Source organism: Candidatus Rhodoblastus alkanivorans, assembly GCF_022760755.1.
Taxonomy (GTDB): domain Bacteria; phylum Pseudomonadota; class Alphaproteobacteria; order Rhizobiales; family Beijerinckiaceae; genus Rhodoblastus; species Rhodoblastus alkanivorans.
The window spans coordinates 154820-176241 of record NZ_JAIVFP010000001.1 but is presented as its reverse complement, the minus strand read 5'-3'; the positions used below and the strand labels follow the sequence as shown (position 1 = coordinate 176241).

The 21422-nt window shown below is 61.7% G+C and carries 21 protein-coding genes, 2 tRNA genes and 2 pseudogenes; 15 read left to right on the top strand and 10 right to left on the bottom strand.

All coding sequences use genetic code 11. The features are described 5' to 3' along the window. The first annotated feature begins 259 nt into the window (after positions 1-259). Positions 260-1339, top strand: coding sequence for a catalase family protein (locus K2U94_RS00810; RefSeq protein ID WP_243065395.1), 1080 nt, complete (start codon positions 260-262; stop codon positions 1337-1339). A gap of 22 nt (positions 1340-1361) precedes the next feature. Here the strand turns inward: K2U94_RS00810 and K2U94_RS00805 are convergent, their stop codons facing one another. Then, the gene (locus K2U94_RS00805; RefSeq protein ID WP_243065394.1) at positions 1362-4409 is read right to left on the bottom strand and encodes an ATP-binding protein; all 3048 of its coding nucleotides are present in this window, start codon (positions 4407-4409) and stop codon (positions 1362-1364) included. Between the two features lie 172 nt (positions 4410-4581). Here K2U94_RS00805 and K2U94_RS00800 point away from each other — a divergent pair, with 172 nt between their 5' ends. Continuing rightward, complete coding sequence (locus tag K2U94_RS00800; protein WP_243065393.1) at positions 4582-4881, top strand: hypothetical protein; 300 nt, start codon at positions 4582-4584, stop codon at positions 4879-4881. 255 nt (positions 4882-5136) lie between these two features. After that, complete coding sequence (locus K2U94_RS00795; protein WP_243065392.1) at positions 5137-5649, top strand: c-type cytochrome; 513 nt, start codon at positions 5137-5139, stop codon at positions 5647-5649. Between the two features lie 178 nt (positions 5650-5827). Here the strand turns inward: K2U94_RS00795 and K2U94_RS20690 are convergent, their stop codons facing one another. Then, entirely contained in the window at positions 5828-6160 is a 333-nt protein-coding gene (locus K2U94_RS20690) for an alpha/beta hydrolase family protein (protein WP_369334847.1), read from the bottom strand. 14 nt (positions 6161-6174) lie between these two features. Further along, entirely contained in the window at positions 6175-6837 is a 663-nt protein-coding gene (locus tag K2U94_RS00790; protein WP_243065391.1) for a lipase family protein, read from the bottom strand. 34 nt (positions 6838-6871) lie between these two features. On the opposite strand from K2U94_RS00790, the gene K2U94_RS20685 reads away from it, so the two are divergent. The 3 genes from K2U94_RS20685 (at position 6872) to K2U94_RS00780 (ending at position 9184) form a co-directional block, all read left to right on the top strand. Continuing rightward, positions 6872-6958 (top strand): hypothetical protein, encoded by an 87-nt coding sequence (locus tag K2U94_RS20685; protein ID WP_369334848.1) that lies wholly within the window; start codon positions 6872-6874, stop codon positions 6956-6958. Positions 6959-7458: 500 nt separating this feature from the next. Continuing rightward, positions 7459-7878 carry a CopG family transcriptional regulator gene (locus K2U94_RS00785; RefSeq protein ID WP_243065390.1) on the top strand — a complete coding sequence of 140 codons (420 nt, stop codon included), beginning with the start codon at positions 7459-7461 and terminating at the stop codon, positions 7876-7878. 112 nt (positions 7879-7990) lie between these two features. Further along, positions 7991-9184, top strand: coding sequence for an extracellular catalytic domain type 1 short-chain-length polyhydroxyalkanoate depolymerase (locus K2U94_RS00780; RefSeq protein WP_243065389.1), 1194 nt, complete (start codon positions 7991-7993; stop codon positions 9182-9184). A 135-nt stretch (positions 9185-9319) separates the two neighbouring features. On the opposite strand, the gene K2U94_RS00775 is transcribed toward K2U94_RS00780, so the two are convergent. Both K2U94_RS00775 and K2U94_RS00770 read right to left on the bottom strand, forming a co-directional pair. Beyond that, complete coding sequence (locus K2U94_RS00775) at positions 9320-9886, bottom strand: c-type cytochrome (RefSeq protein ID WP_243065388.1); 567 nt, start codon at positions 9884-9886, stop codon at positions 9320-9322. Between the two features lie 675 nt (positions 9887-10561). Beyond that, positions 10562-11008, bottom strand: a pseudogene (locus K2U94_RS00770) (transposase); the annotation flags it as partial. Between K2U94_RS00770 and K2U94_RS00765 the strand changes: the two are divergent. Further along, positions 11001-11292 (top strand): annotated as a pseudogene (locus tag K2U94_RS00765) (IS30 family transposase); the annotation flags it as partial. The pseudogenes K2U94_RS00770 and K2U94_RS00765 sit on opposite strands and share 8 nt — an antisense overlap. A 52-nt stretch (positions 11293-11344) precedes the next feature. On the opposite strand, the gene K2U94_RS00760 reads toward K2U94_RS00765, so the two are convergent. Continuing rightward, positions 11345-12538, bottom strand: coding sequence for an IS256 family transposase (locus tag K2U94_RS00760; protein ID WP_243065387.1), 1194 nt, complete (start codon positions 12536-12538; stop codon positions 11345-11347). A gap of 519 nt (positions 12539-13057) precedes the next feature. Here K2U94_RS00760 and K2U94_RS00755 point away from each other — a divergent pair. Genes K2U94_RS00755 through K2U94_RS00745 form a run of 3 tightly spaced genes read left to right on the top strand, consistent with a single transcriptional unit; the run spans position 13058 to position 15785 of the window. After that, positions 13058-13615, top strand: coding sequence for a DUF3489 domain-containing protein (locus K2U94_RS00755; RefSeq protein WP_243065386.1), 558 nt, complete (start codon positions 13058-13060; stop codon positions 13613-13615). A 2-nt stretch (positions 13616-13617) separates the two neighbouring features. After that, positions 13618-14217 (top strand): DUF2924 domain-containing protein, encoded by a 600-nt coding sequence (locus K2U94_RS00750; RefSeq protein ID WP_272884830.1) that lies wholly within the window; start codon positions 13618-13620, stop codon positions 14215-14217. Then, the gene (locus K2U94_RS00745) at positions 14214-15785 is read left to right on the top strand and encodes a recombinase family protein (RefSeq protein ID WP_243065384.1); all 1572 of its coding nucleotides are present in this window, start codon (positions 14214-14216) and stop codon (positions 15783-15785) included. The genes K2U94_RS00750 and K2U94_RS00745 overlap by 4 nt, the downstream gene beginning before the upstream one ends. A gap of 299 nt (positions 15786-16084) precedes the next feature. Here K2U94_RS00745 and K2U94_RS00740 read toward each other — a convergent pair. After that, positions 16085-16159: transfer RNA gene (locus K2U94_RS00740), tRNA-Gln, on the bottom strand. Between the two features lie 176 nt (positions 16160-16335). Between K2U94_RS00740 and K2U94_RS00735 the strand changes: the two genes are divergently transcribed. Next, a complete protein-coding gene (locus K2U94_RS00735; protein WP_243065383.1) occupies positions 16336-16638 on the top strand; it encodes a ComEA family DNA-binding protein in 303 nt (100 codons plus the stop codon). A 148-nt stretch (positions 16639-16786) separates the two neighbouring features. On the opposite strand, the gene serA is transcribed toward K2U94_RS00735, so the two are convergent. The 3 genes from serA to msrB form a co-directional block, all read right to left on the bottom strand. Beyond that, a complete protein-coding gene (serA, locus tag K2U94_RS00730) occupies positions 16787-18046 on the bottom strand; it encodes a phosphoglycerate dehydrogenase (protein ID WP_243065382.1) in 1260 nt (419 codons plus the stop codon). Between the two features lie 131 nt (positions 18047-18177). Further along, positions 18178-18630 carry an aspartate 1-decarboxylase gene (gene panD / locus K2U94_RS00725; RefSeq protein ID WP_243065381.1) on the bottom strand — a complete coding sequence of 151 codons (453 nt, stop codon included), beginning with the start codon at positions 18628-18630 and terminating at the stop codon, positions 18178-18180. A 90-nt stretch (positions 18631-18720) separates the two neighbouring features. Then, on the bottom strand, positions 18721-19122 hold the full coding sequence (gene msrB / locus K2U94_RS00720; RefSeq protein ID WP_243065380.1) for a peptide-methionine (R)-S-oxide reductase MsrB: 402 nt from the start codon (positions 19120-19122) through the stop codon (positions 18721-18723). Between the two features lie 154 nt (positions 19123-19276). Here msrB and K2U94_RS00715 point away from each other — a divergent pair. The 4 genes from K2U94_RS00715 to pheS all read left to right on the top strand — a co-directional run bounded on the left by K2U94_RS00715 (position 19277) and on the right by pheS (position 21385). Further along, positions 19277-19352 (top strand) — tRNA-Ile (locus K2U94_RS00715). Positions 19353-19589: 237 nt separating this feature from the next. Beyond that, positions 19590-19790 carry a 50S ribosomal protein L35 gene (gene rpmI / locus K2U94_RS00710; protein WP_243065379.1) on the top strand — a complete coding sequence of 67 codons (201 nt, stop codon included), beginning with the start codon at positions 19590-19592 and terminating at the stop codon, positions 19788-19790. 40 nt (positions 19791-19830) lie between these two features. Continuing rightward, positions 19831-20196, top strand: a complete 366-nt coding sequence (gene rplT, locus K2U94_RS00705) for a 50S ribosomal protein L20 (protein WP_243065378.1) — start codon at positions 19831-19833, stop codon at positions 20194-20196. Between the two features lie 106 nt (positions 20197-20302). After that, on the top strand, positions 20303-21385 hold the full coding sequence (gene pheS / locus K2U94_RS00700) for a phenylalanine--tRNA ligase subunit alpha (RefSeq protein WP_243065377.1): 1083 nt from the start codon (positions 20303-20305) through the stop codon (positions 21383-21385). Positions 21386-21422 lie beyond the last annotated feature (37 nt).

Below are 21422 nucleotides of genomic sequence, written 5' to 3'. Positions count from 1 at the left end.
TGAACGGGAAGGATGCGGCGCTTGCCGAAATTCGTGGTTGCGCGCGGAAGAATCTGCTTTCGGACCCGTTGCGGACAGACGACGACTTGTTCGAAGGGCCAAAAGACCGTGCGAAACGGTCATTCCGTCGAGTTGCATTGTGCAGCAAGGAGCGTGGCCTCACACATTGATTGCGCCACGTTCCATGTCCGTTTATTCTTCCGTCGTCTGGCGTGGACAGGACTTCGGGTACGCAGTGACGCGGTCGGAGAAAGACGCGATGCGAGATGGCTATCTTCGCTTTGAGCCTTCCATCGAACAGTCTCGGCCAGACGAACCTGAAATCATCAAGACCATTGTGGAATCGATTGGACGCACGAACGTATCCAGTTTCGCCAAGTGGCATCGCGCCATCCGGCAGCAACATGCCAAAGGCCATGGATTTCTGAGGGGCGAACTTAAAATTTACGATGACTTGCCGGATCACCTCCGCCAGGGAATGTTCGCGACACCCCGCAGCTATCCGATTATCGTTCGTCTTTCCACTGCGTTTGGCGATATCCGCAGTGATCGGATCCGCGTCCCACGTGGTATGGCCATCAAGGTCTTGGGCGTGAAAGGACCCAAAGCGCTGCCGGACGACTATTCGTCGAATCAGGATTTTCTCCTAGTCAACCATAAGAGCTACTTTTCGGACGCAGCTGATTATCTGAGCGCGCAGCGCATTTTCGAATGGCAGCCGACATTGCCGGATTTTGTCCTCAGAGCCCTAGGGCTCGTTTCGCGCGGATGGGTCAAGCTGGGCGTACGTTCCCGCTGGCCGATCCTCCAGTTAGCGAACGCGCTTGGGGACGGCGGCAACAACATTCTTGGCGAGGCTTTTTATTCCGAGGGGGCCCTCCGCTACGGCGACTATGTCGCGAGGCTCTCCGCTTCGCCGGTCTCGGAGTCGGTGCTCACGCTTACCGGGCGCCCCTGTAACAAGGACGACAACGCCCTCCTTAGTTCGGTCGTCGAGTTTTTCAGCAAAAACGAGGCGGAATATGAGCTCCGCGCCCAGCTCTGCACCGATTTGCAGCGCACGCCGATCGAGGACGCTTCGATCGATTGGCCCGAAGAAGTTTCGCCATATCAGCCCGTGGCGAAGATCGTGCTTCCCCCTCAAGCAGCCGATAACCCGGCGCGCCGCGCTTACGCGGACGACAGCCTGTCATTCAGTCCATGGCGATGCCTCGCCGATCATCAGCCGCTGGGCTCGATCATGCGCCTTCGCAAGGAGGCCTACAGCGCGTCCGCCGCGTTCCGTCAAAGCAAAACGCCGATCACCGAGCCGCAATCGATCTCCGAATTTCCGGACTGAGCCCTGCAGGCTGCGCCATCCGTCAGTCCCCGGCGGCCCTGCCTCTGGTGAACAACGCCGCCGACCGCAGAGGATCGTCCGGTTCGAGCGAGTTCGCCAGCGAATTAACGATCTCTTCCGAGCGCTTTCGGAATCTCGCTGCTCTCCCGGCGTCTCCATGACTTTCAAAAAATCTTGCGGCCGTGGCGTATATTCTCCATGCGGCGAGCGGCAGCCTAGCGTTGCGCACAATTGAGATTGCTTGGCGCAAATGCGACGCTGCCGCTCGCGAATCGCCTCTCACCATCGCGATCCTGGCCATCGCCTCATGCGCATACGAGAGAAACTGACGGTCCGGCGCGGTCGCCGTGATCTCTTGAAGTCGCGCGGCCTCTTTTTGCGCCTGCTCCATGTTCCCCGACTCGAACCAATAGTCGCAACGGCTTAGGAAATAGTGCTGTATGACGGTCGACTCCATCGCGACGCCGTCGAACTCTATTTTCCGCTCCAGCACTTCGAGCTGTTGGCGCGCCAAAGGCAGATTGCCTTGCCCAAGATAGATCTTGGCCAACAAAACCCTGCCGATGAAAAAATTGAACGGATTCGCCTCGACGGCCGGATTGAGCGTTTCCTCCACTTGTTTCGCGGCGCACTCGAATTCCTGCGCCTCGCAATGCAGCCACGCGATCGTCAACCGACACAGCACGCTGGCTTGCACATTCACATTCCGCTTCGAAATCGCGAGCGCCGAGCCCGCCATCTGTCGCACTTTGCCCCATTCTCCAAGATAGAGCCGAGCGAACGCCTCGACCGTATTGAAGATGACAAAGAGATAGACGTCGCCGACCATGCGAGTCAGTTCCCGGCCCTTAATGGTCGCATCGCAACACGCCGTGTAGTCCGAGCTCAGGAAATGGAGCACCATATCCATCGAGCAGCGGCGCATCCGCGCGCTGAAATCTTGCGATTCATCGATCAGCATGGCCGCCTGATGGCAGGAATGGGCATCTTCCGTCCGCCAACCCCGCAGCATAAGATTAAGGTTGGCGAGATTTCCCCGTGCAAAGGCCCTGATTGCGGCGTCATCCATTGCGCGGCTTCTCTCCACGGCCTGCTCGGCGAACGGCAAGCATTGCCGTCGATCGACGTAAAGGTGAAACCGGCTGAGATTGACCAGCCCATTGATTTCATCCCGAAGATGTCCGGTTTCGCGCCCGTGTGCGACCATTGCGGCAAGGTCACCGAGCGCACGGACGAAATCTCCTGCGGCGCGCCACACCCAGGCCCGCTGAAGAAGGATTTTCAGGCGCGTCGACGCCTCCGCTTCGGCAGGCAGCTGCGGCACAAGATTAATGGCCCGCGTCAGGTAGCTTGCCGCTTCCCGGGCGCCAAACCGGCGCGCGGAGCTTTCGGCGGCCAAGCCCAGGTAGCGAACGGCCTTTGGGAAGTCGCGCCCAAGCTCGAAATGAAGCGCAAGGGCTGAAGCGACCTCAGACGCGCGCGGCCCATATCCCCGTTCTAAACTTTCTCCGACGCGTCGGTGGGTGTTCACCCGTCGGGCGGGCGCAAGCCGCTCATAAAGGACCTCCCGGTAAAGCGCATGCACGAAGACATATGAGCCGGAGACCGCCTCGTTCGGCCATTCGCTGACGCCGGCCGATGCCACCAGGCGGCCCGACCGCGCCAATTCCTCGCAAATTTGCTCCACTTCCAGGACGTCGCGATCCAATGCGCCGGCCAAAAGCAGCGCCGAAAACGTCACACCCGCCGCGCTCGCAACTTCGAGCAGGCCACGCTCGTCGGCGGTGAGGCGATCAATCTGTCGCGTGATCATCTCGCGCAGATCGCGTGGAATATTGTCTTGCGATTCCGCTTCGTCGGGTGCCAACCGCCACTCACCGTCAATGTTGACGATCACGCCTTGCGCGATGAGATGATCGACAAGGGAGACCACGAATAGCGGTTGTCCGCCGGTTCGCGTAAAGACCCGTTCGGTCAGTCGCTCGGCCAAGTCGGACGAAGTAAAGCGCAATGCCAGATGTTGTTCGACTTCAGCCCGGCTGAGCGGATCGAGGGCAAGCTCCGTGCAATGCCCATGAATCTGCAAATCCTGATGGACATTGCGAATTGGATGCCCTCCGGCTGAAGCATCAGTCGGCCGATACGTTGCGAGAACGATTATGGCCGCATTTCGGTCACGCCGCGCAAGGCGCGACAGCGCGTCCACCGTGGCGGCGTCGCTGCAATGTAGATCTTCAAGGATAATCAACCACGGTTGCCTGGCGGCCATGCTCTCCATGAGATCACAGAACTCACGAAGCATGCGCTCCCGCGTGGCGCCGAAGACCTCATGCTGGAAAGCCGCGCGATCGTCTTCGACGAGCACCCAAGACATCTGCGCCAGCCATGTCGGCGCATAATTTCGAAGCGAGCCGGGCACGGGTGCTCCGGCGGGTCCACGACAAAGTTGATGCAGCGCCTCGATCAGCGGCAGAAAGGCTTCATGCGCCCCGAACAACTCATTACAAACACAGTGCAGCACGCCGACGCCGCGCTGCTTCATCCGCTGCGTCGCCATTTGGACGAACGTCGTTTTGCCGATCCCAGCCTCACCGGTGACGAAAACGACTTGACGGCGACCAGCGAAGGCTTTCTGCAGCACGCCTTCCAATAGCGTCAGCGGCGCGGATCGTCCGACCGGCCAATGTCGCCGCTGATCGCCCGCTCCGTCCGCAACGGAAGCTTCCTCCTCTGGCGGCTGCTCGCCGGAGCAAACCTCCGCAACTGATGCGATGAACCGATAACCGCGCCGCGTAACGGTCTCGATGAAGCGCGGCGCCCATCTGTCATCCCCTAACGCCGCGCGGACCGTATTCATCGCCACGGTTAAACTCGATTCGCTTACATGGAGATCTGTCCAGACGGCGTCCAACAGCTCCTCTTTCGTCACCAATTCTCCGGGGCGTTCAACGAGGCAGCATAAGACTTCGAAAGGTTTCGGCGCGAGGAAAACACGCTCCTGGCCTCGCCACAGCAAAGCATTTGCCCGGTCAAGCCGAAACTGACCAAAGACGAGTTCGCCGGTCTTCATAGCCACGGCCCTCATCATGCTGACGGCGCCAATCTTAGGAGAAAGCTAATCGAAAAGTAAGGGCGTCTTCAGGACCCGAACGTCACGCGAGCCTAGTGTCCACTCGTCGTCGATTTCGTCAGTGTTCCGGCGTCAGACACCGAGCCCAACAAGCGATCTCCGGCGCTGCCGAATGGAAATAGCGACACACATCTGCTCACGCGAAAGGAACTTCGACATGACGCGTACAGCACTGATTGCCGCCGCAGCCCTGATGATGGGCGGCGGTGCCGGTTTGGCGACCGAGTTGCCAATCTTTGAAGCCGACGGCTTCCCCATGACGAACCATCAGGCGACGCTACTGAAGCCGGCCAATACAGTCGAGCGCCTGCCCGATTCCGTGTTCGTTTACGGCTCGCCTCATCAGATCGCGGTCCTGACGGCGCGACCGTCGACGACCGCGCGAATGACCGAAGCCGTGAGGAGGCATTGATGCCGCAAGTGCTTCCCGTTCGTCATCGTTTCGTCCCCGGCGTCGCGCCCCGGCGGACGATCCTCGTCTTCAGTTGCGCCCTGGTTCTGGCGCTGCTGCTCGCTGTCGCTGCGCCGGTTAAGGGAGGCGCGGGTTTAGCGGGTCCAGACTCGCTCGAATTTGAGCCCATCGGTCCATGACCAGGCGGTCCGCGGAATGTCGCCGCCGTGTCACGACCAAGCCGGGGGCCGACGCTAACGACAGAGGAGACCAGAGATGCTCGTCATCCGCTGTATCTTGCTGTTCCTCAGACACAATGGCCCGGCGCTGCCGTTCCTATCGCTGGTCCTCGGCGCCGGCCCTCCTGTCGCGGCGCGCGCCGCTCACGATTTCCTGACGAGCGCCGCCAGTAGGGCGTTGCTAGGCGGCGCGATCCGAACGGCCATAGCGGCATTATTGCTGCTGTGCGTCAGGGATTGCTTTGCCGCCGATAACCAAATTCCAGACTCGGCTTCGACCATATCCAGGGGTTACCAGCGGTACCAAGGCGTTTGCGGCCATTGCCACGGACCTGACGGCCTAGGTTCGGCTTTCGCTCCATCTCTGATCGACCGGCCCATCGCCTACAAGGAATTTCGCGACATCGCCCTCAACGGCCGCGCGCGAGGAACCTCTGCTATGCCGGGCTACGCCACCGATCCCAATGTTGCCCCATATCTGGACGCGATCTTTAGCTATCTAAAGGCGCGTCACGAAGGACTCGGGCGCGGGAGACCGCCGGCGCCTTGAAACCGGCGTGCTTCGTCGTTTGAGAGAACTGCACCGGGAAGTTCAGGGTGTCTGCGTTAGTTTCCGGGACCTGCGGTAGAAAGGTCCCGCGACGGCTTCAAGCGAGAGCCAAAAGGTAGCTTTCTTGAAGGTGGGTCTTTATCTTGTTCGGGAGCAATTCAATTAATACTCGTACGGCTTACGGACGCCCATGCCAATCTGGCCACACGCGTTGGTCGACGAGCGGCCGCGCAGCTGGCGCTGAATTGAGCGCCTGCCGAAAGTGGTCATGGATGCTGCCCGCCATGCCGCCGCGAAACGGCGGGGCGTCGGACCCCGGCTTGGGATCAAGGCGATGAACGTCAAAACGGTCGCCCTCGGCGCAAGACAATTGACGACCGACATGTCTGAAACCGAGAAATGACGGCGCCATCGTCGGCACAATATCGTCGCCGTGGACGAGACGGAAGGTCGCCCGGCCAAGGGCGCGATTGTAATCCGTCACGAAGTCAACGTCGCCAGCGCGAGGCATGCCGTATGTATAGACTAGACTGCGGCGATCTCTGCACCAGCCGCCGCGAGTCGTCGAGCCGCTACGACCGCCAGCGCGCCGCCAAGGCTGTGCCCGGCGATAAACAAAGGGCCGTGGGCGCCAGCGAGAGCCGCCACGATTGCTGGCAACGCGGCGGAAGCAGCGCTCACAAAGCCTTGAGTGGTTCCAGCGTCGGGACGCAGATCGAAATCCGCAATCCAGTCGGCGATCACCAGCGGGTCGGTGCCGGCGAAGGCGAGAAAGGCGGCATCGTCTCGCTTGGCGACAAGAGCGACAGCCTTTGAAATCGGCAGAGACGAGATTGTCGGCGCCGAGATAGCGCCCATTGGCGAAACTTTAAGACCCCACGCTGCGGCGAGCATCATCACCTTGTCGAGTTCATCGGTCTCGTAAGCGAGCTGCGACAGCCACATCAAGGCTTTCGCGTTGCCAAGCATGAATTCTGGTCGATTTTCAAAAGCTGCGAAGGCTGATCGGTCGTAGGCCTCCGCCGAGAGTTTCGTGAGGAACGATATCCGACTCTCCCGGTGAAGGACGCCTCTCGGATCAATTGAGGATAGATCATACTTCCAAATCCCGCATACCTTAACATTCGGCGCGCGGTTACTGGCGTAATCGACAAAAGGCCTTTCCCCGGCGGCGTGCGTCTTTCCCATACATGGCCCGCAGTTCGTCACGCTTCTGCTGGCCGTGATAGCGATTGTCACCCTGCTGCTATTCGTTTTCGCCGTTGCCCGCGGACCCTTGGTCGAGCAGCTTCTGATCGCTTGGGGATGATGTTCTGACGTGGGAAAAAGATTCAAATCGGGAACCGACTGAGTCGCAGATCCGGGGATGGGCTGTTCGCGCGCAATACGGCTGACCGCCCGGTTCCCAAAAAAAAGCTGCCGTTCGGCCTACTTCAGCTTTCCGCTCATTTGAGCCAATGAGGATTCCAGGCGCGAAATTCCGTCTAGGGTCACGAGCACGTATTCCCACCGCTCAAGGAGCGACCGCTGAAGGCAGAATTGCGGTCAGTTAGGGCAAGGCCTGCTCGGCGCCACCAGCGGGTGTTTGGCATCTGCTTCAGGAAATGTCCTTTCGTCGGCAAGCAGACCTTCGCCTTGATCCGATCATTGGCGCAGGCGAGGTGTTTCGAGCCTTGAACACGGCGTTACAACAAACGGGATGCATCCGTTGGCGCGACGACCGGGGTCGGCGCGATTTGCAGCTCACAGCTTGAATTTCAAAAATTCCATCCCATATCCATCCATATGGACGGTAGAAGGATGGTCTCGATGGGCGCCAATATCCAGGAACTGCGGCCAAAGCCGCCTGAAAGCGAGAAGATCACGATCAATCTCGGCTATGTCGATCTTGGCCATATCGACCTGTTGGTGCAGGAAGGTTTTTTCTCCAACCGCACTGATTTTATCCGCACGGCCATCCGCAATCAGCTCGATCGCCATAATGAGGCCGTCAAGCAATCGGTCACCAGGCACAAACTCGACATCGGCTTGCGTCGTTACGGCCGCGAGGACCTGGAGGCCGCGCAAAAAAAGGGCGAAACACTCCACATCCAGGTCCTGGGACTGGCGATCATCGCCAATGACGTCTCGCCCGAGTTGGCCGCCGAAACGATCGGCTCCATCCACGTTCTTGGCGCATTCCAGGCAAGCCCGGCGGTGAAGGCGGCCCTGTCCGATCGCATCGGCTGACGGCCCTTCTGCGTCGACGGAAGCGCGGACCCGCGCCTCCGCAAATCCATTCCATGCCGGAAACCGTCGCGCTTTCGGCGCCGGAATTCCAGCGGACCGAGGACTTTTCGCCATGAACGCCCCATCAAAGATCGACATGCTTGCGGCCGCTCGCTTCACGCGCGAGGGCCGGCTCGCAGAAGCCATGGACGTTTTGCGCAAATCGCTTTCAATCGGCCCGTCGTCCGACGGCCCATTGGAGTACGAGGCCGGTTCCCAGCCGCCGATGCGGGGGGGCGCGAACCTGCCGCGGCTTTCGATCGCCAGGGCGCTCGGCGGCCTTGCCCAACGCATTGGCAATTTTCGCCCCGGACAGGGTTTTGACCAAAAGCTCGACGAACGCCTCAACGAACTTTTGCCGCCCGCCACAGGCCGCGCTCGGGTTCGCCTGCCGGACGGTTCGCGTTTCGAACGACGCAGTTTCGCCAACCCGGCCGGCGTTCGGGCTTACAAACTCTACGTCCCGAGCGGCTACAGCGGGCAAACCCTGCCGCTCGTGGTAATGCTGCACGGCTGCACTCAATCGCCCGACGATTTCGCCGCCGGCACACGGATGAATGAGCTTGCCGAGGAACAGACTTTTCTCGTCGCCTATCCAGCGCAATGCCGTTCGGCCAATGTCGGAAAGTGCTGGAACTGGTTCAACTCCGACAATCAACAGCGTGATCGGGGCGAGCCCTCGCTGATCGCGGGAATCACGCGTCAGATCATGGAGGATTTTTCCGTCGATCCTGGACGCGTCTATATCGCCGGTCTGTCGGCCGGGGGCGCCGCGGCGGCGATCATGGGCGCGGTCTACCCGGATATCTATGGGGCGATCGGCGTTCATTCCGGATTGCCCCATGGCGCGGCGAGCGACATGCCGTCGGCCTTCGCCGCAATGAAACAGGGCGGGTCGTCGGCTGCAAGGTCACGGCGCCACGACAGCGCCTCGATATCTGTGCCGGCCATTGTCTTCCATGGCGATCGCGACACGACGGTACATCCCGCCAATGGCGACGAGGTCATTGTTCAGGCCAAAGCCGGGGCGGAGCTCGTTGTGACGGTCAGCAGCGGACTCACCGCCGGCGGGGGCGCTTACACGCGCACCGTTCACGCTGACGATAACGGGCGGCCGATGGCGGAGCACTGGGTTGTCCATGGATCCGGCCATGCCTGGTCGGGCGGGAGCGCCGCCGGGTCGTTTACCGACCCGCGTGGACCCGACGCCAGTCGAGAAATGATGCGTTTTTTCGCCGAGCATCAAACCACATGCAAGAGCAGATGAAGGCCATGCGTTCGATGATGGGCGCCGCGATGAGGGGTGGCTGCGGCATGTTCCAGACCGGCCGGAAAACGAGAGCCGTTCATGACGTCGCCATCCGACCCTATTAACGAAATGTCTCTCCGGCAACATGACCCCCTATCGAGGCGGCGCAGAGTTGGCGGGAGATGCGGGGCCCGGAGAAGGCGCCGGCAGCGCCTTCCATTCCGCGTCGGCGGCTGCGGGAAGTTTATCCATGTTCTTCAGGAACAGGGCCAGGGTCCATATCTGTTTGTCGTTCAGGGCGTCCTTCCACGACGGCATTCCGGTCAGGCGAACGCCATGTTTGATTTTCCAGAACGTCCAACCTTCCGGATCATCCTCGACCCCGTCGCTCGCCAGTTGCGGTGGCGCTGGATATTCGCCCTTGGCAATCCAGGATGCCGCGTTTTTTCCCTTGGCCGAGCCGTGGCAGATAGCGCAATTTTGGCCGTACAGTCGTATGCCCTCAATCAGGTTTGCGTCCGTTTGGGCGACCGGGTTCGCTCCCTTCGGGGCCTGCGACTCCAGTGTCGCTCGCAACGATGTGCTAGCAAGCCAATGCTCAAATGGGCCCGGTTCGGCGTCGGCGTTGGCCGGAATGGCTCCACTTACGACAGCAATGTAACCAACGCCCGCCCCAACGATTAGGGCGATGATGAGTCCCAGGACGACCCCTTTAAACATCAGCGTTGCATGCTCCGCGGATGCGAGTCCAAACGCCAGTAAGCCGGACAGAACCGCATAAGTCAAATGCTAGAGAAGCCCTGGCGTCTGGCGCCGTGAAGTGGCCCCCGGACTAGGCTGCGCTGCGGAACGCCGCCAATCAGGTGTCCGCAATTCTTCCCGAGCCGTGGAAACCCGCATTGCCAGCGAGCTGCGCGCCCCCAAAAGAGCATCTCACAACGACACCGGATAGGAAGACCAAAAATGAACGACAACATTGATCAGGAAAACGACAAGATCCCAACGTCACGGCCTCCCTCCTCCGCGACCTGAAGACTTCCGCCAGTGTGAAGGGTTTCGGTCGCCGGCCCTGACACGCGTGATCGGGTCGCCGCGGGTCCGGCGCCCGAAAGCCTCGGTGGGAGGAAACCGCGGGACGGAAGGGGTCCGTTTGCCGCAGGGCTGGCTATGGGGATTTGAAGGCGGCGGTCAGGGCGACACGATCTCGGTTTCGAATGCGGGCGCCGGCATTTGACGATTTGAGATGCGGCTTTGAGGCTTTTCGATTGAGCGGCGCGCGGATTTTGCTGGACTTCGAGCGAGTGAGAGGGGTTCGGGACGGTTTTTTGGACGCGATCCGCCAGCGCCAGGACGAAGGCGGCGGCGGCGGGCGGAATTGCGAAGCAGGCAGAGGCGTCATGAGGTGTCGATCCTGATGCGACAAGGCGAGGCCGGTCGCGCGGGGCGTACGCCTTCAAATGTTTCGATGACGATCATCCGGCCGCCGCAACAGGGGCATTTATGCGCGCCGTCAACAGGATCGGCGCGGCCATCCGCCTCGGGCTGTTGTTGCGGCGAGGTCTCGGCGACCTCCAGCAGCGCGCGGGCGCGCTCGATGTTGCGGGCTCGCACCGCGTTGGCGAACAGGCCGCAATGGCGGATGCGGTGAAAGCCGCTCGGCAGCACGTGCATGAGAAACCGGCGAATGAACTCGGCGGGGTCGAGCGTCATGGTTTTGAGCCGGTCGGGTCCCTCGATCCGATAATCCTTCCATTTGAAGGTGACGCCCTTGTCGTCGAGCGCGACGAGCCGGGCGTTCGAGATGGCGACCCGGTGGGTGTAGCGCGACAGATAGGCAATCACGCGCACGATCGTCGGGCTACCGGAGCAGCTTCGCCGTTCTCTGACCTGGGATCAGGGAGCGGAGATGTCGCAGCATGGGGTAACTTCGGGTGGATGCTGGCATCCAGGTCTACTTCTGTGATCCTCAAAGCCCGTGGCAACGCTGCTCGAACGAGAACACCAACGGGCTGTTGCGCCAATACTTCCCCAAAGGCACCGACCTGAGTGTCCACGGTCCGGAAGAACTCGCGGCAGTGGCAGCCGCTCTCAACACCAGGCCGAGAAAGACTCTGGGCTGGCGCACTGGTCACGTCCGTCAAGGTGGTGGAAATTGTGGGGCGGTCGTTGCGCCTTTTCTCAGGCTGCGATTTTTGGCGGCGCGGCGGCTTCGTCGGCGAGGCCGGCCATCGTCTCCAGGCTCATGTAGCGATGCTGTAATTGCCACTCATCATTTTGTTCGAGCAGGATGGCGCCGAGGAGCCGCCTGATCGAAGTTTCGTTGGGGAAAATGCCGACCACGTCGGCGCGCCGTTTCACCTCCTTGTTGAGGCGCTCGATCGGGTTGGTGGAATGCAGCTTCGGCCAATGCGCGCGGGGAAACGCCATGAAGGCGAGCACGTCGGCCTCGGCGGCGTCCAGCATATCGGCCAGCCGCGAAAATCGCGCCCGCAATTGGTCGGCGACCTGGCGCCAGGTCCGTGACGCAGCGGCCTGATCCTCCTGGGCAAAGACGGAGCGGATCGCCGCCGACACCATGCCATGATGCGCTTTGGAAACATGAGCGAGCGCATTGCGCATGAAGTGCACCCGGCAACGCTGCCAACTCGCCTTGAAGACTTGGGCGATAGCCGCTTTCAGGCCTTCATGCGCATCGGAGATGACCAGCTTGACGCCCTTGAGGCCGCGGCTTTCCAGCGAGCGCAGGAAGCCGAGCCAAAACACCGCCGCCTCCGACGGCCCCAGCCCGAGCCCAATGATCTCACGCCGCCCTTCGCCGTTCACCGCTGTGGCTATTATTGCGGCGACCGAGACGATCCGGCCGTTCTCGCGCACTTTCAGATAGGTCGCGTCGAGCCAAAGATAGGGCCACTCGCCTTCGAGCTTGCGATCGAGGAACGAGTTCACCCGCTCGTCGATGTCCTCGCAGAGCTTCGACACCTGGCTTTTCGAGATGCCCGACATGCCCATCGCCTGAACGAGATCGTCGACCTTGCGTGTCGAAACGCCCTGGATCCAGGCCTCCTGAATGACGGCGACAAGCGCGCGCTCGGCGGTCTTGCGCGGTTCGAGGAAGCCAGGAAAATAGCTGCCCTTGCGCAGCTTCGGGATTTTGAGTTCCAGCGTGCCGAGCCGGGTGTCGAGTTCGCGCGGGCGATAGCCGTTGCGCTGCGTCGTGCGCACATCTGAACGCTCGTAGCGTCCGGCGCCGATCAGGTTGTCGACGTCAAAATCCATCAGCTTCTGCAACACCGCTTCGGCGAGGTCCTTCAGGAGGTCCTCCCCGCCGCGCTCGCGCAGTTGATGAAGAAATGCCATTGTGTCGTCGGTCATCATGTCCTCGTTTCGGTGGGGTCAAGCTTCAGCAACTCGACCATAACCGAAGAGGGCGCGGTGACCGCCCCGGCCCGCCGGCGGGCTCCGCTAAGCGGAGCTCCGCCCGCCGGCTTCACTCAGAAATCTCCACCACCTTCGTGGACGCTACCAATACACTCAGCCGCAACATACAAGCTAACATATTGATATTAAAGGCGTACCAGAAGGGATTGGAACCCCTGGCCTCTGATTTCGGAGGGCAGCCGTTGCTTTTTCCCACTACCGGCGTCATTCGCCGCCGTGAAATAACGACTCCATCATGACGGCGCCTTCCCGCGAAGCGGACTTGAAACGCCCTGCCAGAACCGACTGGACTTCTCCTGCAAACAGAGCGGTAGTGTGGCTGCGCGCCGGCCATGAGGTGCGCCGCCCTGCTGGTCAATGAGGCCATTGCGGGGTTGTGCTGGTGACAGCGGGAGCTGTCGCAGAACGCGGAGTAAAATCATGGCGAAGCTTACCGATACGCAACTGATCGTCTTGTCGGGCGCGGCGGCGCGCGACGATGGGCTGGCGGAAATTCCCGCGAAGCTGAATAGGGCCGCCGCCTCCAAGGTTGGATCGAGCCTGGTCGCCCGCAAGCTGATGCGGGAAGTGAAGGCGAAACCTGGAATGCCTGTCTGGCGCGAGGATGAGAACGGACGCCCGATCAGCCTGGTGATCACGAAGGCCGGTCGCAATGCGATCGGCGTCGAGGAGAACGGCGATCAGGGCGCCTCCATCGCCGCCGTTCGCGGGAACGCGGGCAAACGCCCGACGTCGGCAAAAGGTTACGGAGCCGCAAAGGCTATGGCATCGTCGTCCACCGCCGCAGCGCCACGCGCCGGCTCGAAGCAGGCGCTGGTCATCGGGATGTTGAGCGGAAAGCACGGCGCGTCGCTTGACGCCCTGAACTTGGCGACCGGCTGGCTGCCGCATACCACGCGCGCGGCGCTCACGGGCCTGCGCAAGCGCGGATATACGATCGAGCGCTCAAAGGCTGAGGGCGGCGAATCCGCCTATCGGATTATTGGCGCATCGTCTTCCGCTGCGTCCTGACCATGCCGGACCACGAACAGATCGTCCGGCCGGTCGCAGAGCCGGCCGATGACGTCGAGAAAGCGATCGCCCGTGTTGCGGCGATGAACATCGCCGAACTTCGCTCGGAATGGCTCAAGACGTTCGGTTCCGAGCCGCCGCGCCCATTCTCCAAAGACCTTCTGGCGCGCGCCATCGCCTATCGCATGCAGGAAGATGCGTACGGCGGCCTCAACCCGTTTACAGCTCGCCTGTTGCGCTCGTTGCTGAAGCGCGGCGCCGAGCCGCCTCGGCGGGTCAAGATCGGTTCGGTCATCGTACGCGAGCATAAAGGCGTGCTGCACGAGGTGCTGGTCACGCCCGAAGGCTTCTGCTGGCGAGGCAAGACTTTCGGCAGCCTGTCGATCATCGCCAAGAAGATCACGGGCACAAGCTGGAACGGCCCGAGGTTTTTCGGCCTCCGCGCAAAGGAGAGCGCCGGTTCCAATGCCTCAGGCGTCGCCGCGGGCTTGGACGGCGGAGCCGATAACGCTTTGCCGCTGAATGACCCAAGAGTCGGCAAGCGGTCTGGCCGTCAGTCCAGCGTGCGCATGGCGTTGCCAAAGTCCGGAGGCGCGCCATGAAGACCGTCCCGCCGAAACGCCAGCTTTGCGCGATCTATACTCGCAAGTCGACCGAGCATAACCTCGATCTCGCCTTCAACTCGCTCGACGCCCAGAGGGAAGCCTGCGAAGCCTATATAAAAAGCCAGGCGCATGAGGGCTGGTCGTTGGTCAGGGACCGGTTTGATGACGGCGGCTTGTCCGGCGCCTCGCTTGAGCGCCCAGCCCTGCAGGACCTGTTGAACCGGGTCCGGGCGCGGCAGGTCGACGTCATCGTCGTCTACAAGGTCGACCGGCTAACCCGAGCGCTAGCCGATTTCGCCAAGCTCGTCGAACTCTTTGACGAACATGACGTTTCGTTCGTGTCCGTCACCCAGAGCTTCAACACCAAGTCCAGCATGGGCCGATTGACGCTCAACGTCCTGCTCTCCTTCGCCCAATTCGAGCGGGAGGTGATCGGCGAGCGGGTTCGGGACAAGATCGCCGCCTCAAAGCGAAAGGGCCTTTGGGTCGGGGGCCCCGTCCCCCTCGGCTATCGCAGCATCCACAAGAAGCTGGAGGTTGTGGAAGAAGAGGCGGGCCTCGTCCGCAAAATCTTCGCCGATTATCTGGAACTCGGCTCCATCGCGAAACTGGCCGCCCATCTCAATGCGGAAGGCCAAAGACCAAAGCCGCGGCAGCTGGCGAACGGCCGGACGGTTCAAGCCGACTGCTATCGCGTCGGCCCGCTCGCTCATCTTCTAAAGAATCGCTTCTACATTGGAGAGGTCGTGTACCAGGGCGAAGTGAACCCTGGCGAGCACGAGCCGATCCTCGATCGCGACCTGTTCGAAGCGGTGCAGCAGCGTCTCAAAGATCAGGGCGTCGAGCAAAGGACGCGAAGGTCTCGGTCCCCGCATCTCCTGACGGGGAAGCTTTTCGACGACCGGGGTAACCTGATGTCCCCGACCCACGCCAACAAAAAGGGCGTGCGGTATCGCTATTATGTCTCCAACGTGGTGCTGCAAGGCCGCAAGGCGGACGCGGGCTGCGTATCCCGCGTATCGGCGCCGGAAGTCGAGAAGCTGGTCGTCGAGGCGCTAAGGACGGCGATCGAAAATGGCGCGCAGTCTGAGGACCGGCAGATCATCGACGCCCACCTCGCCGCGGCGACCATCCGCCGCGACAGCATCGAAGTCACAATCCGCGTCGAAGACGGCCGCGATCAGGAACCCGCCGCCGAGGCGAACAACATCTTCGTGCCGTTCAGCCCGACGCAGCAGCCTGTAAAAGGAATCGTCCAAGCGCCGACGGAACCACAGCCGATGGACGAGGCGACGCGCGCCGCTCTGCTGACCGCGATAGCTAGGTCAAAAAGCTGGATCGACGCCATCCTTCGGGATCCAACGATCGACTTCACGACGATCTCGAGCCGAGAAGGCTTGGCCGAGCGTCATGTCCGCTTCCTGGCTCCGCTCGCCTACCTGTCGCCCCGCATCGTGAAAGCCATCGCTGACAGCCGCGCGCCAGCCAACCTTACGGTCTCGAGCCTGGCCCGGGCGCTGTCATTGAATTGGCCCGAACAAGAAGCTGCGATCGGACTGGCCTGACCCCACCCCATTGCCGTAGCAAGCTGCTGAGCCGTCGCGGCGCGGCGCGTCGCCCTCAATGGTGTTTGATCCCCCCTTACTCCAGGAGATGCGAACCGGTCTCCGGGAATCGCGAACCGGTCTCGACCTCCTCATTTACAGAATTCCGGAGATTGGAAAATCGGCATTGGAGACCGGACCCCGAGATGGCCGCTCAGAGACCCGTTCTTGGTCGGTCTCCGATCTCCGACCTCGCAAACCCCCGCGGAATGCGGGCCTCTGCGGGAGGTCCGGCAAAGTCTGCGGATTCGTGGAATGGGTGGCTGGGGCGGCAGGATTCGAACCTACGTATGGCGGAATCAAAATCCGCTGCCTTACCGCTTGGCGACGCCCCAATGACATGGCCGATGTCGGGGGCGGACCATACTGACGACATCGCCTTCGGGCAAGCGCGCGGCGAAAATTTTTGCGTCGATCCGTCCAAGTTGACGCGGAATTGCGGATGGTGAAGCCTTTGCCGGGCAACGTCGCCAGACCGCTCCGATTCGCCCTCGCAGGAAGGGAAATTTCCATGAAAAAAACTTTGCGCCTTCTCGTCGCCACCGCCCTTGTGGCGCTGGCCGCGCCCGTTTTTGCCGAAGCGCCGGCCAAACCGGCGCCCGCGGCAGCCGTGATGGCCAAACCGGCGCTGCTCGACATCAATTCCGCCAGCCTCCAGCAATTGCAGGCGCTCAAGGGCGTCGGCGAAGTCCGCGCCAAGGCGATCGTCGCCGGACGCCCCTACAAGGGCAAGGACGATCTGGTGCAGAAGAAGATTCTGTCGAAATCGGTCTATGACGGGATCAAGGACCAGATCATCGCCAAGCAGAAATAGGCGACAGGGAATATCGGCGTCGTCAGGTCGACGGCGCCTCTGGGAGAATTCCTTGGCAAGCCAAAGAATTCTCCCAGAGTTTCGTTTGGTTTGGCAGGATGTGTGTCCGAAAACCGGCGGCCGCTTTTCGGAAAACCTGCTTGGACTTTTACCGCACCGCGGCGCTGCGCTCGTAGATGATGCGGGCGCGGATCGTGCCGTCGAGGGCGCGGATTTCCTCAAGCGCCTGTTCGCAATCCTCGTGCGCGCCGTCGGCCTCGATCACCACATAACCGACCTCACCGTCGGTTTGCAGATATTGCGAAGCGATGTTCATGCCGCGCGCGGCGAAAATGTCGTTGAGCTTGCCCATCATGCCCGGCACATTGCGGTGGACATGCATGTAGCGCGTGCCCTGCGGGCGCTCGGGCAATTGAACCTGCGGGAAATTCACCGCGCCGAGCGTCGAGCCGATATCGGAATAATCGATCAGCTTGCGCGCGACCTCGCCGCCGATGCGCTCCTGCGCCTCTTCGGTCGAGCCGCCGATATGGGGGGTGAGGATGACATTGTCGAGGCCCTGGAGGGGCGAGACGAATTTATCGCCATTGCCCGCCGGCTCCTTGGGGAATGTGTCCACGACGGCGCCGCGAAGATGCTTGTCCTTCAGCGCCTGCGCCAGCGCGTCCACATCCACGACCGTGCCGCGGGCGTTGTTGATGAAATAGGCGCCTTTTTTCATTGCGCGGAACTGGGCCTGGCCCATCATGTTCTTGGTCTGGGGGGTCTCGGGCACATGGAGGCTCACCACGTCCGCCTGGGCCAGGAGCTCGTTCAATGTGGCGCGGGGCTCGGCGTTGCCGTGGCGCAACTTGTCGATGATGTCGAAATAGATCACGCGCATGCCCATGGCTTCCGCGAGCGTGGACAATTGGGCGCCGATATTGCCGTAGCCGACGATGCCGAGCGTCTTGCCGCGCACTTCGGTGCTGTCGGTCGCGCTTTTGTCCCAGCCGCCTTCATGGGCCGAAACCGAGCGCGGAAAAATCCGACGCATCAGCATGACGATCTCGCCGATCGTCAGTTCGGCGACCGAGCGGGTGTTGGAGAAGGGCGCATTGAACACCGGAATGCCGCGGATGCGCGCGGAGGGCAGCGAAACCTGATTGGTGCCGATGCAGAAGCAGCCGACTGCGATGAGCCGGTCGGCGGCCTCGAAAACCTCTTCCTTGAGCTTGGTGCGCGAGCGGATGCCGACCATATGCACGCCCTGCAGCGCCTCGCGCAATTCGGCGCCGTCGAGCGCCTTGGTCAGGCGGGTGACATTTTCATAGCCGGCGGAGCGGAACAGCTCGACCGCGGACGGGTGGACGCCTTCGAGCAGCAGGATTTTGATCTTGTCCTTGGGCAACGACAATTTTGCGGTCATCTTTCACTCCTGCGGCTTCCTCCGCGACGGCGCGGCCTGCGGCGGAATCTGGCGGGTTAAATAGCGGCGCCGTCAGGCGAAAACGGATTTTTCGCCATTTCGCCTTGCGGGCCGCCGGCCTCGCGAAAAGGTCAGACTGTCTTGGCCTTCAGCGGGATGGGCTGCGCGGCGCCGTTCTCGTCGCGGATGGAGAAGCGGTAGCGCCCGGTTTCATCGACATCGACGTGATAGGACAGCCGGTCGATGACCCTGTTGTCGCGGTCGAAGGCGAGGACCTTCGGCCGCAGCGAGGGAATTTCATCCGCATCGATATAGATCGAGCTGCAGATGATGATCTGGTCGCCCGGCTGGCAGGTGCGCGCCGCCGCGCCGTTCAGGATGCAGCAGCGGGAGCCGCGCTCGCCCAGAATGACGTAAGTCGAGATGCGCGCGCCGGAATTCTTGTTCCAGATCTCGACGAATTCCAGCGGCAGAATCCCCGCTTCCTCGCAATGATCCGGATCGAGCGTGATCGAGCCGTGATAGTCGATATTGGCGTCCGTCACGTGGATTCCGTGCAGTTTGGCGCCGACAACCTTGCGCATTGAATGTCCCTGAAGCTGATGGGAGCCCTTCCTTGCCGCGCTCATAACCGCTTTTGCGAAAAATCGCCAGAGCGGCCTTGGTTTAGCGTCTCAGTCCGGATGAAAATCCAGCGCCACGCCATTGATGCAATAGCGCAGATGGGTGGGCGGCGGGCCGTCGTCGAAGACATGGCCCAGATGGCCGCCGCATTGGCTGCAATGGACCTCGGTGCGGATCATGAAATGGCTGGCGTCCCGGCTGGTCTCGATCGCGTCCGGCAGCGGCTCGAAAAAGCTCGGCCAGCCAGTGCCGCTGTCGAATTTTTCGCCTGAGCGGAACAGGTCCTGCCCGCAGCCGACGCAGCGGAAGACGCCACGGCGCTTCTCATGATTGAGGGCGCAGGAGCCCGGGCGCTCGGTGCCGTGACCGCGCAGCACGTCATATTGCTCCGGCGTGAGGCGGGCGCGCCATTCCGCGTCGGTGTGCGAGACCTTGAAAGCCTTTGACGTCATGAGAGCCTCTTCTCGCGCCGAATTCAGGCGTTCTTTGGCGCGACGGCCAATAGATAGGTTTTTTCCGCGCCGCAGCAAGGCGCTCGCGCGACAGGCGCGTTGCAACCCGCGCGAAAATCGGTCTAAACAGGCGGGGGCCGATCCGGGCCCGGTGGGGCCGGTAGCTCAATGGTTAGAGCCGGCCGCTCATAACGGTCTGGTTGCAGGTTCGAGTCCTGCCCGGCCCACCAGCGCGACGATGTCCGGAAGCGGCCTCCGTCAGGGCGCGCGCCCGAGACGCCGGGCCCGAAGCATGGGCGTCGGCAAAGGCTTCCCCCTTGCCAAATCCGGCTCTTTGCACTTATAAGCGCCGGTTCAATCCGACCGGCGAGTAAAAGGGCTGCCGTGGCGGATTGTTTCGCTCGCAAGAGGGAAGGCCTTCGGGCCATGCCGCGCGCTTTGCGCGCACCAACAATCGAGAGAGCCAAATGCCCAAGTTGAAGACCAAATCCGGCGCGAAAAAGCGCTTCAAGATCACCGGCACAGGCAAGGTGGTCTACGCCCAGCGCGGCAAGCGCCACGGCATGATCAAGCGGACCAACAAGCAGATTCGCAACCTTCGCGGCACCAATGTCCTCTTCAAGACCGACGGGGATAACGTGAAGAAGTTCTTCCTGCCCAACGGCTGATCTCAGCCAAACCGCAACCTGATTTATCTGGAGATCATCCATGGCTCGCGTCAAACGCGGCGTCACCTCGCACGCCAAGCACAAGAAAGTTTTCAAGGCCGCCAAGGGTTTCTATGGCCGCCGCAAGAACACCATCCGCGCCGCCAAGGCGGCCGTCGATCGCTCGATGCAATATGCGACGCGCGACCGTCGCGCCAAGAAGCGCACCATGCGCGCTCTGTGGATCCAGCGCCTCAACGCCGCCGTGCGGGAATTCGGCCTGACCTACAGCCGCTTCATCGACGGCCTCGCCAGGGCCGGCGTCGAAGTGGACCGCAAGGTCCTGTCGGAACTGGCCATCAAGGAGCCGGCGGCCTTCCAGGCGATCGTCGAGAAGGTGAAAGCCGCCCTTCCGGCCGCGGCGTAAGCTTTCGAGCTCGATTTCAAAGCCCGCCAGCGATGGCGGGCTTTTTTGCTTTGCCTCGCTGCTCTCGCGTGGCATTACCCCGGGCAATCAATTCTCGGGACTTTCCATGTCTGATCTCAGCCAACTCGAAAGCGAGACCCTCGCGCAAATAGAAGCCTCGGCCGACGAAGCCGCGCTGGAATCCGTCCGCGTCGCGGCGCTCGGCAAGAAGGGCTCGATTTCCGCCTTGCTCGCGACGCTCGGCAAAATGTCGCCGGAGGAGCGCAAAAGCGAGGGCGCGAAGATCAACGCCCTGAAAGACAAGGTCGGCGAGGCGCTGAGCCTGCGCAGGAATGTCCTGAAAGAGGCGGCGCTCGCCGCGCGGCTCGGAGCCGAAACGCTCGACGTGACTTTGCCGACGCGACCTTCCGCGCTGGAGACCGGCCGGATCCATCCCATCAGCCAGGTGATGGACGAGCTGACCGCGATCTTCGCCGATATGGGTTTCTCGATCGCCGAGGGACCGGATATCGAAAGCGACGATTTCAATTTCACCAAGCTGAATTTTCCGCCCGGCCATCCGGCGCGCGAAATGCACGACACCTTCTTTTTCAACAGCAAGGAGGATGGCTCGCGCAAATTGCTGCGCACCCATACCTCGCCGGTGCAGGTGCGCACCATGCTGAAAAACCCGCCGCCGATCCGGGTGGTCTGCCCTGGCCGCACCTATCGCTGCGATTCCGACCAGACCCACACGCCGATGTTCCATCAGGTCGAGGGGTTGGTGATCGACCGCAAGGCCCATATGGGCCATCTCAAATGGATCCTCGAAGAATTCTGCAAGGCTTTCTTCGAGGTGCCGAATGTCAAGATGCGCTTCCGCCCGAGCTTTTTCCCCTTCACCGAACCCTCCGCCGAAGTGGACATTCAGTGCTCGCGGAAAGGCGGCGAGATGCGTTTCGGCGAGGGCGACGACTGGCTGGAAATATTGGGCTGCGGCATGGTTCACCCCAATGTGCTGCGCAATTGCGGCCTCGATCCCGACGAGTTCCAGGGCTTCGCCTGGGGCATGGGCATCGACCGCATCGCCATGCTGAAATATGGCATGAACGACCTCCGCGCCTTCTTCGAGGCCGACGTGCGCTGGCTGTCGCATTACGGATTCCGCCCGCTCGACCTGCCGACCCTGGCCGGCGGGCTTTCGAGCTGATCGTCCTGTTTCGTCATTGCGAGAGAAGCGAAGCAGT